The 14,414-nt window shown below is 42.4% G+C and carries 8 protein-coding genes; all 8 read left to right on the forward strand.

Annotated features, from left to right (window positions below; translation table 11 throughout):
- Positions 1 to 9 precede the first annotated feature (9 nt).
- The gene (locus tag BACPLE_RS06555; protein ID WP_040312543.1) at positions 10 to 3,048 is read left to right on the forward strand and encodes a SusC/RagA family TonB-linked outer membrane protein; all 3,039 of its coding nucleotides are present in this window, start codon (positions 10 to 12) and stop codon (positions 3,046 to 3,048) included.
- A 12-nt stretch (positions 3,049 to 3,060) separates the two neighbouring features.
- Positions 3,061 to 4,725: a RagB/SusD family nutrient uptake outer membrane protein gene (locus BACPLE_RS06560; RefSeq protein WP_007560088.1), complete on the forward strand. Its 1,665-nt coding sequence runs from the start codon at positions 3,061 to 3,063 to the stop codon at positions 4,723 to 4,725.
- 54 nt (positions 4,726 to 4,779) lie between these two features.
- Positions 4,780 to 5,775, forward strand: a complete 996-nt coding sequence (locus BACPLE_RS06565) for a DUF4859 domain-containing protein (protein WP_007560089.1) — start codon at positions 4,780 to 4,782, stop codon at positions 5,773 to 5,775.
- Between the two features lie 129 nt (positions 5,776 to 5,904).
- Positions 5,905 to 7,908 (forward strand): DUF4859 domain-containing protein, encoded by a 2,004-nt coding sequence (locus BACPLE_RS06570; RefSeq protein ID WP_007560091.1) that lies wholly within the window; start codon positions 5,905 to 5,907, stop codon positions 7,906 to 7,908.
- Entirely contained in the window at positions 7,905 to 9,257 is a 1,353-nt protein-coding gene (locus tag BACPLE_RS06575) for a DUF6055 domain-containing protein (protein WP_007560093.1), read from the forward strand. Before BACPLE_RS06570 ends, BACPLE_RS06575 begins: the two co-directional genes overlap by 4 nt.
- A gap of 13 nt (positions 9,258 to 9,270) precedes the next feature.
- On the forward strand, positions 9,271 to 10,644 hold the full coding sequence (locus tag BACPLE_RS06580) for an aminopeptidase P family protein (protein ID WP_007560095.1): 1,374 nt from the start codon (positions 9,271 to 9,273) through the stop codon (positions 10,642 to 10,644).
- Positions 10,641 to 11,549 (forward strand): DMT family transporter, encoded by a 909-nt coding sequence (locus tag BACPLE_RS06585; RefSeq protein WP_007560097.1) that lies wholly within the window; start codon positions 10,641 to 10,643, stop codon positions 11,547 to 11,549. Before BACPLE_RS06580 ends, BACPLE_RS06585 begins: the two co-directional genes overlap by 4 nt.
- A gap of 140 nt (positions 11,550 to 11,689) precedes the next feature.
- Positions 11,690 to 14,413 (forward strand): glycoside hydrolase family 97 catalytic domain-containing protein, encoded by a 2,724-nt coding sequence (locus BACPLE_RS06590; protein ID WP_040312544.1) that lies wholly within the window; start codon positions 11,690 to 11,692, stop codon positions 14,411 to 14,413.
- The last annotated feature ends 1 nt before the right edge of the window (position 14,414 follow it).

A 14,414-nucleotide genomic window follows, 5' to 3' on the forward strand; every position in this document is an offset into this window, starting at 1 on the left:
ACAAACGAAATGAATACACAGTTAAATCGCATGTTGTTTAGTCGTGCATTTGTAAAAGTGTCGGCATGTGTAGTGCTTTCTGCAGGTTGTCTACCTATGGCAACCTATGCGGAATCTGTTGGAGCACCGGTTGTGGAGACTGTCTTGCAGCAAAAGGCTATCTCTGGTAAGGTGGTTGATTCAAAAGGTGAGTCCATTATTGGGGCGAATGTGATGGAAAAAGGTACCACCAATGGTACGATTACCGATTTTGATGGAAAATTTAGTCTGAATGTTTCTGCGAAAGCGATACTTCAGGTTAGTTACATTGGTTATAAGAGTCAGGAAATACCTGTCAGTCAGTTGAAGGCGGGGGCTGTCATTACCTTGAAAGAAGATACAGAAGTGATGGATGAAGTAGTCGTAATCGGTTACGGTACGCAGCGTAAAGGCGATGTGACCAGTGCGATTGCTTCTGTAAAAGCAGAAGACTTTACAGTGGGTAAGGTAGGCGATGCTGCCGATTTGATTAAAGGTAAGGTGGCTGGTTTGAGTATTGCAAAAGGTTCAGGAGATCCGAATGCTACCTCTTCAATTCGTTTGCGTGGTGTCATCTCTGTAAACGGTAGTACAACTCCTTTGATTCTGATAGATGGAGTAGAAGGTGATTTGAGTACAGTCGCTCCTGAAAACATTGAATCTATTGATGTATTGAAGGATGCTTCTGCAGCAGCTATCTATGGTACCCGTGGTGCGAATGGTGTGATTTTGATTACTACAAAGACAGGTAGACGTGAAGCACACACTACAGCTTCTTATTCTGGCTATGTTTCTGCTTCTCAGTTTGGCAAGAAACTGGACTTTATGACAGCAGAAGATGTACGTGCCGGAAAAACAAACTTTACAGACAAAGGGTATGATACCGATTGGTTGGATGCCATCAGCCGTACCGGTTTTACCCACAATCATAACTTTAACATTACAGGAGGTACTAAACAAACCACCTATTCTGCAGATTTTACTTATCGTAAAGAAGACGGTGTGATTATGAATACGTACGCAGAAGATATACGCATGCGTTTTGATGTTTCTCACTGGATGTTCAACGATATGTTGAAGGTAAATTTGAATATGGTCAAAAAATGGCATAAAAACAGTGCAACCAATGCTACAGCTACAGACCAGTCAAATATTTATCGTCAGGCAATCGCGCGTAACCCGACAGCTCCAATTTATAATGAGGATGGTACATATAATGAAGACTTTAATGTTAGTTATTATTACAATCCTGTAGGAATGTTGGAGGAACGTCTGGGTAATTATACATACGAAGAAACTCGTGCTACCGGTAATATTACATTTGAACCTATAAAAGGTTGGCAGACTAACTTGATGCTTGCAACCAGCCGTTTTGGAGCTCACGATAAAGGATATAATACGTCCGATTATTATGGTAACAAGTTGAGCGAATGGACGGGATATGCTTATCATACAAACAGTGAAAGTTATCAGAATAATCTGGAAATTACTTCTAAATATGATTTGAATGTGGGCAAGCATCGTATGAATGCTATGGTGGGCTATAGTTATCAGTATTACAAGTATGAGCAAAACTATGCCAACAACTATAATTTCCCTACAGATTTTTATCAGTGGTATAACCTGGGTATTGGTCAGGCATTGAAGGATGGAAAAGCAGGAATGGGTAGTAGTGCGGAAGATAATACTTTGATTGGTTTCTTTGCTCGTGTAAGTTATGCGTATGATAACCGTTATAATCTGCTGGTAAGTGTGCGCCGGGAAGGGTCTTCTAAATTTGGAGCAGACAATAAATGGGGTACATTCCCTTCTGCTTCTTTAGGTTGGACCATCAGCAATGAAGAATTCATGGAAGGTCTTACTTGGTTGAATAACTTGAAACTGCGTGCTGGTTTCGGTATCACCGGTGTAATTCCGAGTAGTTCCTATATGTCTTTAACAACATATAATTATGGAAGCTCTTATTACTATGATAACGCTTCCGGTGAGTGGTTGCCTGGGCTTTCTGTAGCTTCAAATCCTAACCCGGACTTGAAATGGGAAAAATCAACAGAATTTAATGTGGGTTTGGACTGGAGTGTGTTGGATGACCGTTTGGGTGGTTCTATTGATGTATACAACAAGAAAACAACAGATTTGCTGTTCTGGTATAGTGTGCCTACTCCTCCCAACTTGTATAATACAACTTTTGCTAATGGCGGTTCTGTACGTAATAGAGGTTTTGAAATTGCGGTTAATGCAGTGCCTGTACGTACTAAAGATTTTGAATGGAAAACGGTTGTTACTTTATCACATAATGAAAGTAAACTGTTGAGTTTGTCTAATGAATTGTATGAAACAGAATCTTATATGAATGTTGGTGGTTTGGGAGAGCCTATTAGTACTACTACACACCGTATGGAAGAAGGACGGCCACTCGGAGAATTCTGGGGATTGAAATCTGTTGGTGTATCTGAAAATGGTTTGTTCTTAATTGAAAAACCTGATGGAGAGGTTGTTGAGTTCACAACAGCATACGCCACAGATGATGCTTACAAGCAATATTTAGGTAATGGACTGCCAAAATTCTATCTGGGATGGAATAACACCTTTACATATAAGAACTGGGATTTAAGCATGCAGTTTACTAGTCAGTTAGGTTTCAAGATTTTAAATGAACCGAGAGCATATTACGAAAACAACTCGATTGCTTATAACCGTTTGAAGTCAGTAGAGGATGCTCCTTACGGCGGACAATATACATTGTCATCTTCACAAGCACAGACTTTTGTTAGTTATTATCTGGAAGATGGTGACTTCCTGAAGCTGACTAATCTTACTATTGGGTATACCTTCCCGATAAAGAAGAGTAATAAATATATTAAGGGAGTACGTGCTTATTTGTCTGGTGACAATCTGTTCTGTATAACCGGTTATTCTGGATTGGATCCGGAGTTGTCAAACTGGTATCCTACTTATGCAGGTATTGATGCACGTGATAAATATCCATCTATTCGTTCGTTTACATTTGGTTTAAACTTAACTTTCTAATATTGAAGCGATATGAAACTAAATCTATATAAGTCTTTATTGGGCTCTGTGATAGGTGTAGGTATGTTCTCTTTGAACAGCTGTACCGATTTGAGCGAAACAATTTACAGCCAGATTGCATCCGAAAAGTATGAATTTACTGAAAATGATGCATCAAGTATGTTTGCTCCTGTTTATTCTTCTTTACGTGATGTATATTGGGCATGGTATGGTTATGCAGATTTGGATATTTGTACAGATTTATGGTGTATTCCCCTTCGTATTGGAGTAGGATGGGGAGACTTGTATATCAATCTTCATAAGCACGATTTCCATCAAGAGCTATATCATTTAAGTGGACTATGGTCTAATGCCTATGCCGGAATCAATGCTTGTAATAGACTTTTGGCTGACGAGGCTGTTCAAGCTGCTGAGTCGTCTGTTGCTCAGTTGCGGGCTTATCGTGCTTTATACTATTATCTGTTATTTGATGCTTTCCGTAATATTCCTTTGGATACTCAATTTGAGCATGAGGATGGTTGGCAGCCTGAACAGGCTACACCCCAACAGATGTGGGATTTTATTATGGGAGAATTAGAAGATGTGCAAGAGTTGTGTGGTACAGAGTCTACAATGAATGAACTGAGTAATTATGCTGTGCGTATGATAAAAGCTAAAATGTATTTAAATCATAACGCATGGTTTAATGATCATTCTGATGATTCTTATTATAAGAAATGTATTGACGAATTGAATGTGATTATTTCTTCTAACAAATTCTCATTAGCACCAGCATATTCGGATAATTTTAAGGAAGATATATCTGATTGTTCTGAAATTATCTTTGGTATTCCGTTTGAATATCTGTATGCTGGAGGAAACTATTTTGCCAACCTCTGGATGAATGAAGCCGGACGTGCCACATTTGGATTTACAGGATGGGCTACAGGTGGAGGTGGCGCTTTAAGCCAATTCCTTGATACATACGATGAGGATGATACTCGATTTACAGATACTTGGATTGGTGGACCTCAAGTTGACCAATATGGAGAACCTATTCTTGTAGATGGTACTCGTTTGGACTATACATGGAATCTTCGTAGTATTGATAATCCTGGTTGTTATCCGATGGAAGGCTATCGAATGGTTAAATATGAGATTAAGGAGGGTGACTGGGGTACATCTTATGACGATGTTCCTTTCTTCCGTTATGCGGATGTATTGATGATGAAAGCTGAATGTCTGTTGCGCTTAGGTGGATACAATGGTGAAACCGAGCAAGATGCAGCTGATTTGGTAACTCGAGTACGTGAACGTGCCTTTAAATCTACTGATCCGGATAAGGCAACTCGTACGGTAGCTCAGTTGAAAGGTGGTAGTGTATATAAATATGGCCATTATGAAAATATTGCTAAACAAGATGAAACAGATAACTGGGTAACTACTGAAGACGGAGGTAATGATATTGTTCTAGGTGGATTGCTGGATGATTTGGCATGGGAATTTGTGGCAGAGCATCACCGTCGTCAAGACCTGATTCGTTTCCGTATGACGAACGGACAGAATGTGTTCAATGGCAAATCTTGGTTCTGTAAAGATCGTAAAACAGATATTAATGATAATCATTGCGATATATTCCCGATTCCAAAGAGTGCAATAGATGGTAATATTAACCTGAAACAAAATGAAGGTTATTAAGAATGAAGATTTGGACTATTATTTTATAGGAGTAACAGTTTTAAAAGATTTATCATGAAAAAGAATATATTATTAGCATTTTGCTGCTGTTCGTTGCTCGCATTTACAGCATGTAGTGACGATTACAATGATGCTACCTCAAAACATGTATATGGGGAGAATGAGAATCCTTATTTAAAGATTGATACAGAAGCTCAGATCTCTGTTACTGGTGCCTTGGAGGTAAATGGAGAACATTCGTATACTGTAAAACTTTCAGACTATGCTGCAAAGTTTGAAGAAAAAATGGGTATGAGTGTAGATGCTGTGATTGATGGATTGAGTACGGGGGAAACCGTTTTCTATCCAATTAATACGACACGTAATCAATGGATGAAAACAGCTTACAATAAAGATGATGCAGGATGGTATTTCAATTCAGCAAACCAACCTTGTGCGCAGGATGATGCGGCATGCAAAGCATCAGTTGTGTTGGATAAGACCAATAAGGAGTTGGTTTTTGAGTTAACGGAAGGTGGAATTGCAGCTGGTACGGTGTTGGCATTAGAAGTTGGATTTGCTAAAAACGGACCGGATTATGATAATTATGTACGCTTTACGTTGAATGCCAGTGTGACGGACCCGACTGTTGCTGTTTTATCTTTAACTTTTGCAGAAGGTGCAGCACATACCGTAAATCTGTCTGACTATCAGGAAAATATTGAAGCAGTTTTTGATATGTCATACGCTGATTTCATTTCTGCTGCTGCAGAGAACAATGAAATTAAATTTAGTTTATTTGATGTCACTACAGGTGCTGTAAAAGATATGGGTGAACACTATACGGCCAATGCTCCAGGCTATTGGATGGATGCTGCAGGTGATTATATCAATTGGGGTGTAGATGGTTTTGCGTCATACATAGAATATTACAGTGATGATGAAGCATGTGGCATTGGTTATAATGCAGATCTTCCATCGGGTACTAATGGACAATTTACGGTAGGATGGGTAAATACAAATGATGTCTCTAAGTTCTTCCGTTTAATTGTAACTTGGACTATTCAATAATATAAGAATTTAGGTATTATTGATATAAACTCATCTTAAATGGTAGAAACCTCAGAAAAATTCTGATAAGGTTATTTTGATGCGTTTCTTCATTTAGGATGAGTTTTGTTATATTTTCTTTGAGAATTTATGAGAAATATAGTTCAAAAATTATTTGTCATTTGGAGTTTCTTGGGGCTCTTTCTTTGCGTGGGGGGATGTAAACAAGATTCATTGCCTACAGATGAAAAGCCGGTAGAGAATATTCCGGATGGTCAGGTCATGGATGAATCAGAAATAGAGGACTTTGATAAATATTACAAGCCGGCTGAATTTGAAGGGATAGATATGCTCCGGAGTGATGCAAAATGGTCGTGGTTCCGCTCCAAACAAAGTGAGCATTTCTTCGTATTCTGGGAAGCTGGATTTGGAGATGACCCTAATGCAGAAACGGTACCTGCTAATCTGAGAGTAGATATAGATGACCTTTTGGAAAAGGCGGAATTATTCTATCGGACCAATGTGGAGAAACTGAAATTTACTGAAACTGGACAGGGAAAATCATTTTTGGACCGTTATAAGATGGAAATATATTTGTTGTATCAGGAAGAATGGCTCGCCACTGGCTCCGGATATGACAATACCATCGGGGCCTTGTGGGTAAACCCGAGTACATGCCAGCCTGTAGGCTCTACTATTGCGCATGAAATCGGGCATAGTTTCCAGTATCAGGTGTATTGTGATAAGTTATGTCAGGGAGGAAATGATGACCTTAAGTCGGGTTTCCGCTATGGATATGAAGGAAGCAATGGTGGAAATGCCTTCTGGGAACAATGCGCGCAGTGGCAGTCGTTTCAGGATTATCCGGAGGAGATGTTTACCTCTTATAACTTTGATGTCTGGTTGAATAATAATCATCGTCATTTTGAAAATGAATGGATGCGTTATGCCAGTTATTGGTTGCAGTCTTATTGGACTATGAAACACGGTATTGAGACAATCGGTAATATTTGGAGAGAGTCTGTCTATCCGGAGGATGCCATTTCGGCTTATACACGGTTGTATTGCAATGGTGACTGGAGTAAAACTAAAAAGGAACTGTATGATTATGCCAGCAGGATGGCAACCTTTGATATTGATGGAGTACGTGAGTATTCAGAGGGGTACCTCGGACGTTATCATACTACTTTCTATACGAGTGGTGAATATTATCAGGTGGCTTATGCCAATTGTCCGGAGGCTACAGGCTTTAATGTGATTCCTTTAAATGTGCCAGATGCTGGCAATATGGTAGTAGCGGCTGATTTTGTAGGGCTGGAACCTGGTGCAACACTGGCTTCGGGTGATCCGGGTGAATATATGGAATCGGAAACAGTGAAGGGTACAACCACGAAATACAATACGGCAGGTAGTGCCGGAAATATGGGATGGATGTATGGTTTTGTAGCTTTGAAACAGGATGGAAGTCGGGAGTATGGCGAAGCACATTCCGATAAGAGCGGACGTGTTTCCTTCACTGTTCCGGCTGGTACACAGAGTTTGTATTTTATAGTGCAGGCTACACCACAGAATTATGTGGTTCATCCGTGGGATGAAAAGGAGTTGACTGATGAGCAGTTCCCGTATAAGGTGAAATTTGAGAATACAGATTTGTTGGGAAATATTACAATCGACCCGGATGCTGAACCTCAGGATTTGACACTGATGTATAATGTTACATTTGCAGCAAGTGATGCCGATTATAATGGGGCTTCTGTCAGTATTTCTGAAAATGGAGATCTTACGAAAATAGCACAGGCGCTTGCTATGCAACCCTCACAACTGACTTCGAACATGTTATCAGCAAAGACCGAACCTCAGGAAGGAAAGATAGCTTTTGCTGCCGTGAAGCCGGATGGTAGTTTGGATTATAATACGACTGCTAATGGGTATGGGTTCTGGTTCGATAGTCTTGGCAATCCCATTGGATGGGGAAGTGATAATGACAGTAAGGTCTATGTGGAATATGACGCGAAAAACTTTAGTTTTTCTGTCGGACAATATCCGGGAAAATTAGTTTCGGGTGATAATTATATGGTGAAAGAAGCCTTGGTCTATACAAAGGGCGGACAACAATATGTAATAACTTTAGTCTTTAATATTGATATCAAATGAACAAACGACTAATAGGGACATGTTTTTTAGCGGCAGTTTTTACTGCCGCTTTTTCTCAATCGGTATGTCCCGTTGATTTATGTAACAATAAGTTGAGAGGAAAAGAAATTTACATCCCCAAAGATTTGCAGGGGATGGACCTTCAGAATCCGGAATCTAAATGGAGCTATCACCGTATGTGCTGTACGGATAATGTGGTAGTGTTCTGGGAGAAAGGTTTCGGCAACGATCTGGCCAATCCTCCTCAATTGGAAGGGCATGACATGCATGTAGATTTGAATAACCTGACGGATAAACTGGAATACTTCTATACGTTCTTCCGCGACTCTTTACAGTTCACAAAACCTGGTTCGAAAAGCGACCGTTACCGGATGATGGTGATGATTAATTATTCGCTGGAAGGAACAGCCTACGGAGGTGATTATGACCAGCAGATTGGTGCACTATGGGCGGCTCCCAATCGTATACAGGATGAGAAATTGAACTGCGTGGCACATGAATTAGGACATAGCTTTCAGGCACAAATTTCGTGTGATGGAGAAGGAGAGGCATGGGGTGGCTCCGGTTTCTTCGAAATGGCATCGCAGTGGATGTTATGGCAGGTAAATCCGGACTGGCAGACAGATGAACGCTATCACTGGGAAGCTTTTACAAAGTTGACGCACAAGGCTTATCTGCATCTTGAGAATATTTATCATTCTCCGTATATCCTGGAATATTGGGGAATGAAACGAGGACGCCCGATTATTGCAGAGCTTTTCCGACAAGGTAAGAGGGGGGAAGATCCGGTGATGACTTACAAACGCATGACGGGATTGTCGCAGGAAGCTTTCTGTGATGAGATGTTTGATGCCTGCCGGCATTTGATTAACTGGGATTTTGACAGAGTGTGGAAGAATACGCGCCCCTATGCGAATAAGTATACTTGCAAGTTGACAGCCCAATCGGATGGATGGTATCAGGTGGCAGCCGAAAATTGTCCGGAAAATTATGGATTCAATGCCATTCCGTTGAGGGTGCCAGAACCGGGTACAAAGGTGGAGTTGCAGTTTGAAGGATTAAATGGAAAGCAAAACGGATATGTATCGGTACATCCGGAAAAGGCTGGTTGGCGATATGGGTTTGTAGCCGTCAAAGCCGACGGGAAGAGTATATATGGTGAAATGTCTGCCGATAAGAAAGGAAAACTCACTTTTAAGGTGCCTGAAAACGAGAAGTTAGTATATTTGTGGCTCGTAGTGATGGGAGCACCGGAGGAGCATTGGATGAATCCTTCACCGGAAAGTGGGGAAAAAGATGCACAGTGGCCTTATCGCATCAGACTGAAAGGAACGGATTTAAAGAACTAATTTTTATTGGGGTATGTTTGCAAAAGAAACGTATGTCGCTCGCAGGCGGCAATTGAAGGAGAGCGTAGGCTCCGGTTTATTACTCTTTTTAGGAAATGACGAGTGTGGAATGAATTATGAAGACAACACGTATAATTATCGTCAGGATTCCTCATTTCTCTATTTCTGGGGTTTGTCATACGCTGGTCTGGCGGCTGTGATTGACATTGACGAAGGCCGTGAAATCATCTTTGGTGATGAACTGACCATTGATCATATTGTGTGGATGGGAACGCAGCCAACTTTACACGAGAAGGCACAGCGGGTAGGAGTGACGGAAACCTTGCCACTGGCTGAACTGAAGAAGTATGTAGAGAAGGTGGTGGCACAGAAGCGTACGGTGCATTATCTTCCGCCTTATCGGGCAGAGCATCGCTTGAAGCTGATGGACCTGTTAGGGGTAAAGCCGGGAGCAGAGATGCCTTCTGTTCCGTTTATCAAGGGAATTGTGAATCTGCGAAATTATAAGACGGAAGAAGAGATTGCGGAGATTGAGCGTGCATGTGATGTGACGGCTGAAATGCATCTGGAGGCAATGCGTGTGCTGCGTGTCGGGATGAAGGAGCATGAGGTGGCTGCGGCATTGGAAGCAGTGGCTCAGGCGCATGGATGTAACTTGTCTTTCCCGACCATTGCTACGGTATGCGGACAGACTCTTCATAATCATTATCACGGGCATACGGTAAAGGAAGGAGATATGTTGCTGGTGGATGCTGGAGCTGAGACGGCCATGGGGTATGCAGGTGATATGTCTTCTACCATCTGTGCAGGAAAGAAATTTACCAGTCGTCAGAAGGATATTTACGACATTCAGGTGGCTGCGCATCAGGCGGCGGTGAATGCCTTGAAGCCCGGTGTGTATTTCCGTGATGTGTATGATTTGTCCTGCCAGGTAATTTGTGAAGGCTTGAAAGGGCTGGGACTGATGAAAGGAAATCCGGCAGATGCGGTAGAACAGGGGGCGCATGCCATGTTCTTCCCTTGCGGACTGGGACACATGATGGGACTGGATGTACATGATATGGAAAACCTCGGGGAGGTATGGGTAGGCTATGACGGACAGCCTAAGAGTACGCAGTTCGGGCGTAAGTCGTTGCGCTTGGCTCGTAAGCTGGAACCGGGTTTTGTGTTGACCATTGAGCCGGGTATCTATTTTATTCCGGAACTGATGGATTACTGGAAAGCAGAGCATCGTTTTACCGATTTCATCAATTATGAGAAACTGGAAAGTTACCGGGACTTTACGGGGCTGCGTAATGAGGAGGATTACCTGATTACGGCTACCGGAGCGCGGAGACTGGGTAAAAAGATTCCTTTGACAACGGAAGAAGTGGAGGCAATGAGATGACGAACGATAGTAAAGCGATTGCGTGTGCCTGCGTGGCGGTGTTAAGCTGGTCGACGGTGGCCACGGCTTTCAAGATGGCCTTGCGTTATCTGACGCATTTCGAGATGTTGTGGGTAGCCAGTCTGACTTCACTGGTGATATTTGCGGTGTTGCTGACTGCACAACGGAAATGGAGATTGCTTGGGAATCTGACGGGGAAACAATGGTTGTATTATGCCGGATTGGGACTGCTGAATCCGGTGGCGTATTACTTGGTGCTGTTCAAGGCATACGACTTGCTTCCCGCGCAGGTGGCGCAGCCTATTAACTATGCCTGGCCGATTGTGCTGTTGATTTTGTTGGCTTTGTTTGCCGGACAACCTATACCTAAGAAGAAATACATCGGTATGTTTGTTTCTTTGGCTGGAGTTGCATTGATTTCAATCGGTACCGGATTTAACGGAGAGATGAGCGTATCAACCGAGGGGTTTCTGCTGGCAGCACTGAGTGCCGTGTTGTGGGCTACTTACTGGATGCTGAACAACCGGAATAAAGTACAGACGGATGGTAGTGTGGTTTTGTTTCTGACCTTCTTGTTTGGCTCGGTTTATTTGTCAGTAGGAGCTTTATTCTGTGGGTTGAACTTGAGCTCGCTGACCGGTGTGTTGTCGGGCATGTATGTTGGAGGATTTGAGATGGGAATTCCTTTTATTTTCTTTGGACTGGCCATGCGGAAAACTTCCAATCCGGCTTTGATAAACCAGTTGTGTTACCTGTCGCCCTTCATGTCATTGTTCTTCATTTCTGTTGTGCTGGGCGAGCAGATTGTGTTTACTACCTACATCGGACTGGTGATGATTGTGCTGGGAATCGTATTCAATCAGTATTTCGTAAAGACTCCCAATCAGGCAAAAATCGTCCAATAGGATGAAAAAATAGTATAGAATCGCCTCTCCTGAGTACAGGAGGGGCGATTTTGGGATAATATTGTTATCGTTTCAGACTTCAATGGCAGAGAGTTATTCATTTATCTTTTTTCTTTGCAATTGGAAAAATATTCTATGATATGAAAAATGCATCGTTAATCGTAAGTGCTGTTTTATGGCTTTGCGGCTGTCTTTCCATGATGGCTGCTGGAAATAAAGTATATGTGGTGCAGTCGCCCGACAAGCAGTTGAAAGTGGAAATCTCTGCGGGTTCGGACGGACTGAATTATTCTGTATATCATAAAGACTCTCTTATTGTTGTTGATAGTAGATTAGGGTTAATTCGAGAAGGAAAGACACCTGCTTTGGCAGGTGGGGCAAAAGTGATTTCTGCCAAAACCAAAAAGATTTTTCAGGACATTGATGCACCTTTTTATCGCTTCAAGTCGTTTCAGGCAGTTTGCAATGAAATGAACTTGAAGCTGAGAGGTGACTATGGAGTGTATTTCCGTGTCTACAACGAAGGAGTGGCTTATCGTTTTTATACCTCTTCCAAGGAGAATTTGATTATCAAAAATGAAATTGCGGAATTCCGGTTTGCCGGGAATTATACAGCTTATTTACCGTATTCTACGAATAAGGAAAAACCGATGGCAATGGCTTTTCAAAATACGTATGAGGTGAAACCGTTGTCGGAGGCTCCACAGGAACTGGCTTTTTTGCCAGTAACAGTGGATTGCAAACAGGCAAAGGTGACACTGCTGGAGTCGGACTTGGAAGCTTATCCGGGAATGTTTGTGCAGCCGGATGGAAAGCAGACATTGAAAGGTGTGTTTGCTCCTTATCCGAAAAAAACGGATTTCTATCCTTGGCGTAAGCAGGAGTATGTGACGGAAGCGGAGAATTACATTGCACGCGTGAAAGGAAACCGTACGTATCCGTGGCGTATCTTGGCTATAACTGAAAAGGATACAGAAATGCCGGTGAATAATCTGGTATATGCATTGTCTTCTCCTAACCGCATTGGAGACTGTTCCTGGGTAAAGCCGGGTAAGGTAGCATGGGACTGGTGGAATGACTGGAACCTGAAAGGGGTACCTTTCAAAGCAGGTATCAACATGGATACATATAAGTATTATATTGATTTTGCTTCCCGGAACGGATTGGAATATGTCGTATTGGACGAGGGTTGGTATGACCCGAAGAGCGGGGATATGCTGACAGTGATTCCTGAACTGGATTTGCCGGAATTGATTCGATATGGAAAGAGCAAGGGAGTGGAGCTGGTACTCTGGACGGTGTTCAATGTGCTGGATTCGCAGTTGGATGAGGCTTGCCGGAAGTATGCTGAAATGGGAATCAAAGGCTTTAAGGTGGATTTCCTTGACCGGGATGACCAGACTGCGGTGGAAATGATTTATCGTATTGCGGCAAAGGCGGCAGAATATAAACTGATATTGGATTATCACGGTATCTATAAGCCAACCGGTTTGAATCGTACCTATCCGAATGTGGTAAATTATGAAAGCGTGTTCGGTATGGAAGAGATGAAATGGAGTGAGGTGGAAAAGAATATGCCGCTTTATGACGTGACTTTCCCGTACATCCGTTTGATGGCTGGTTATGTGGACTACACACCGGGAGCTATGCGGAACTTGTCGAAGCGTGATTTCCAGCCTATGTATTCCAGTCCCGCCAGTATGGGTACACGCTGTCATCAGTTGGCTGCTTACATTGTGCACGATTCACCGTTTACGATGTTGTGTGATGCGCCGACGAATTATTTGAAGGAGCAGGAATGTGTGGATTTCATCAGTTCGATTCCGGTGGAAACAGATTCTACTTTTATTTATTCGGGTAAACTGGGTGAATCGATTGTGACGGTTCGCAAAAAAGATATTAACTGGTATATCGGAGGTATGACAAACTGGGATGAGCGTGAGGTGACACTGGATTTCTCCTTCTTGGGTGAAGGAGAGAAGTATCAATGTACTTTGTTCAAGGACGGTGTCAATGCGTCTCGCCAGGCAGAAGATTATGTGAAGGAAACTTTTGTGGTAGATGCCCACACCAGACTGCCTATCCATTTGGCTTCTGGAGGAGGATTTGCTTTGAAACTGGAACGTACTTTTGTGACAGAAGTGAAACCTTCGGCTGTGCCTGCGGGAAAGGGCATCCCTTCTTTCTATAAAAAATATTTGGAAGTAGACGGATTGTATATTGTGTCATCTGATAAGGTACGTGATGAGGCTCTGGAAAAGGCGTATGAGATTGTATCGCTGATGCTGGCGAAGCGTCCGGATATCAAGCGACACATGGTAAGCAAAGGATGTCATGTGATGATTATCGGAGAACATGAAGAAGTGTGTGATTTGCCGGAATATGCGCATATCTGCAACACACCGGAGAATATCGCTTTTTGGAATAAGCGTGCCAGAGGTTTTGGCGGGGCTCCGGAAGATGATTTTTCGGCCAGCTGTGGAGAAGAGAATGTGCTGGCTTTCCCGGGTGATAAGTATGTGGGAGAAAATATCCTGATTCATGAGTTTGCACATTTGTTCCATACCATTGGTATAGTAGGAGTAGAGCCTGAATTTAATGAACGTTTGGAACAGTGCAGACAAAATGCCATTGCCAAGGGCTTATGGAAGGATACGTATGCTATTTCAAATAAAGAAGAATATTTTGCAGAATGTGTGCAGTCGTTCTTCAACTGTAACCGTTATTCGGAGACTCCGAATAAAGTACACAATGCCATGAACCGTCGTACGAAATTGAAATCGTATGATCCTGACATGTATCAGTTGCTGAAGGAGTATTTTTATGAGATTGAAATCCCGATATTGAATGAAGTGCACCCATAAT

It is taken from the genome of Phocaeicola plebeius DSM 17135 (assembly GCF_000187895.1).
GTDB classification, from domain to species: domain Bacteria; phylum Bacteroidota; class Bacteroidia; order Bacteroidales; family Bacteroidaceae; genus Phocaeicola; species Phocaeicola plebeius.

Bases quoted from the DNA above. Each gene is read 5' to 3' on its own strand.
- BACPLE_RS06555 (WP_040312543.1), top strand. From the start codon at position 10: ATGAATACACAGTTAAATCGCATGTTGTTTAGTCGTGCATTTGTAAAA.
- BACPLE_RS06560 (WP_007560088.1), top strand. From the start codon at position 3,061: ATGAAACTAAATCTATATAAGTCTTTATTGGGCTCTGTGATAGGTGTA.
- BACPLE_RS06565 (WP_007560089.1), top strand. From the start codon at position 4,780: ATGAAAAAGAATATATTATTAGCATTTTGCTGCTGTTCGTTGCTCGCA.
- BACPLE_RS06570 (WP_007560091.1), top strand. From the start codon at position 5,905: ATGAGAAATATAGTTCAAAAATTATTTGTCATTTGGAGTTTCTTGGGG.
- BACPLE_RS06575 (WP_007560093.1), top strand. From the start codon at position 7,905: ATGAACAAACGACTAATAGGGACATGTTTTTTAGCGGCAGTTTTTACT.
- BACPLE_RS06580 (WP_007560095.1), top strand. From the start codon at position 9,271: ATGTTTGCAAAAGAAACGTATGTCGCTCGCAGGCGGCAATTGAAGGAG.
- BACPLE_RS06585 (WP_007560097.1), top strand. From the start codon at position 10,641: ATGACGAACGATAGTAAAGCGATTGCGTGTGCCTGCGTGGCGGTGTTA.
- BACPLE_RS06590 (WP_040312544.1), top strand. From the start codon at position 11,690: ATGAAAAATGCATCGTTAATCGTAAGTGCTGTTTTATGGCTTTGCGGC.